This window comes from Pontiella sp. (assembly GCF_041622395.1).
GTDB lineage: Bacteria > Verrucomicrobiota > Kiritimatiellia > Kiritimatiellales > Pontiellaceae > Pontiella.
Map to the genome: position 1 here is coordinate 1 of NZ_JBFJYW010000384.1, position 2,780 is coordinate 2,780.

Here is a 2,780-nt window from a genome sequence, read left to right on the forward strand (position 1 = left end):
ACAGCGGCACCTTTCGACGCGTTGCCACTTCGCTCCGCTCGTTGCTTCGCATGCGCGAAGCCTGTCTCCCTCCGGTCGGCTGTTGCCAAAGCAAACTCGGCGCGTGAATAATTCAGGCTGCTAGGAATCGGCCAAAATGATGCCCTCGCGGATGGCGTAGCGGACGAGATCGGCAATGCCGCGCGCCCCGAGTTTTTCCATGATGTGCTGGCGGTGGGAGTGGATGGTGGGGACGCTGAGGCAGAGTTTTTCGGCCGCCTCCTTGGTGGAATTCCCCTCGGCGAGGAGCTGGAGCACCTCGCGCTCGCGTTCGGTCAGCTTGGCGAAAACACCTTCGCCGGAAGCGGCGCGGCTGCGGGTTTCCACCAGTTCCCCGAGCACCTCGGGGCTGACATACATCTTGCCGGCCATGACGGTGCGGATGGCCGAGATCAGGTCGCCGGTCGCACTGCTCTTGGGCACATAGCCCTTGGCGCCGGCCGCGAGCATTTCCGAAACCATGCGGCCTTTCGTATGGACGGACAGGCCCAACACCTTGATGCGCGGGAAGCGGGCGCAAAGCTGCCGGGTGGCTTCGATCCCGTTCAGCTCCGGCATGTTGATATCCATCACCACCACGTCGGGCGCGGCCTTTTCGGCCAAGGCCATGATTTCGCGGCCATTGCCCGCCTCGCCCACCACGGTGAACCCCTCGTGGGCGTCGAGCAGGCTGCGCAAGGCGGCCCGCATCACCTCGTGGTCTTCCGCCAGCAGAATTCGGATTTGCTTATCCATGTTTTTCCTCCCAAGGCACCGTCATGGCCACCCGCGTCCCGCCGCCGGGCATGGACTCGATCGTCAGCGTTCCACCGGCATGGTGGAGATACTCGCGGAGATTGAACAAGCCGAATCCGCCGGACGGCGAAAACCCCTTGCCGGCCATCGCGGAGTCGAACCCCTTGCCGTCATCCTCCACACTGATCCGCACGTCGCGGCCCGCCTGTTCAAGCTGCACCCAGGCCCGTTTGGCCTCGGAATGCTTGATTACGTTGATCAACAGCTCGCGCACGCAGCGGAACAAAACCACCTTGCGGTCCATGGGAAGCGGCAAGGGCTTCATGGCGCCGTTGAACTTGAAGCGGATGGAATATTCGCTCGTCAAGCTGGCGCAGAGCTCTTCGAGGGCGGCGGCCAGGCCCAGCTCGTTGAGCATGGGGCAACTGAGCTCGAAGGTCAGCGAACGCGTCTGCTGCATGGAGTCCTGCAAAATGCGATAAATCGCGTCGAGCGACCCGGCGGCGGCCTCGGGCAACGGCATCTCCTGGAGCACGCCGACGCGGAGGGCGGCCGAGCTGAGCAGCTGGCTCACGCCGTCGTGGAGTTCGGCGGCAATGCGTTGCCGCTCGCGCTGTTCGGCCAGCGAGAGTTCGGCGGCCAGTTTACGGAGCGCCTCCCGGTTGCGGTTGATCTCCTCGTCGCGGGCCACCCGTTCCGAAATGTCGCGGATCACCCCGCAGAGCACCTGCCGCCCCTTCAAGGGAAATGAGCTGCCGGTGATCTCGACCGGAAAGACGGTACCGTCCTTCTTGCGGTGGCGGCTCGCGAACGCGGGCGGGGGTTGCCCGGCCAGGGTCGCCGGGATGGCCGTTGCCGCGATGTCCGGATCGGCACTGATCGCGCCATGGGCAAGCTTCAGGAACTCCTCGCGCGTATAGCCGTAGAGCTTTTCCGCCGCGCTGTTGACATCGATGAAGCGGCGCGTTTCGCCGTCGAAAATCATGATGGCATCGGATTCCGATTCGAACACCTTGCGGTATTTTTCCTCGCTCTCGCGCAGCGCGTGCTCGGCGTCCTTGCGGGCCGTGATGAAACGGGCCTGCTGCACATTCTGATAGGCGGAGGTCGAGATTTGATTCGCCAGCGTGAAGAGCGCCTGCGCGATCTCTTCGAAATGCTCGCGCGGCATCACCGGTACGTGCCGGAACGCCTCTAGGAATTCCGCTTCATCGGCCCCGATTTCCCGGGCATACGCGCGCATCTGCTCCTCGGTCTGGGTTCCGTCGCACACCTGCCCGATCAGCCAGTTGGCGATGTGCCGCCCGCCGACCTCGATGCTGGCGCCCGCGTCCCACAGCCCGCTGCCGAGGCATTGCTGAACGATCGCCCCCCCGGGATGATGCCGTCCGATGGCGGCATCCGATTTCATGCAGTTGCCCCGGCCCGTTTCCGTTTTGCGGATGATCTCCTGGCAAAGAGTGGTGAAATTGCTGGGTTCGGTAATGGGCGTGCCGTCGGGGGCGGTGATGATCGAGGCCACCCCGGTTGCGTTGGAGAAGTCATCCTGTATGCGCTGGATGGTCGCCAGGTCGATCAGATCGTCAAACGTGATTCCTTCCGGCCGATCCAGCGGCTGCGTGAGCGCGACGATCCGTTTTTCGAGCGCCTCCTGCATTTGCTTGCGCTCGGTGATGTCCTCATAGGTGCCCACCGTGCCGACGATGTTTCCCTCGTTGTCGTAGAGCGGGATTTTGTTGGTTTGGATCCAGCGGATGACTCCGTCGGCATGTTCCTGGCATTCCAGGATGCCCAGCTTGGGCGTTCCGGATTCGATGACTTCCCGGTCGTCGGAAACATAGCGGTCCGCCTGCTCTTTCCAGCAAAAGTCATAGTCGGTTTTCCCGATCATCTGGTCCGGATGCTCCAGCCCGGCATCGCGCGCCACGTTCAGGTTGCAGCCCAGGAAGACCGAATTGAGATCCTTCCACCACACGCGCTCCTGAAGGGTGTCGACAACACTGCGC

The 2,780-nt window shown here is 63.2% G+C and carries 2 protein-coding genes; both read right to left on the bottom strand.

Annotated features, from left to right (window positions below):
- Window positions 1-120: 120 nt before the first annotated feature.
- The gene (locus ABYO54_RS15800; protein ID WP_372809194.1) at window positions 121-774 is read right to left on the bottom strand and encodes a response regulator; all 654 of its coding nucleotides are present in this window, start codon (window positions 772-774) and stop codon (window positions 121-123) included.
- A partial coding sequence (locus ABYO54_RS15805) for a PocR ligand-binding domain-containing protein (RefSeq protein WP_372809195.1) occupies window positions 767-2,780 on the bottom strand: 2,014 nt, incomplete at its 5' end. The genes ABYO54_RS15800 and ABYO54_RS15805, both read right to left, overlap by 8 nt.

Bases quoted from the DNA above. Each gene is read 5' to 3' on its own strand.
- ABYO54_RS15800 (WP_372809194.1), bottom strand. From the start codon at position 774: ATGGATAAGCAAATCCGAATTCTGCTGGCGGAAGACCACGAGGTGATG.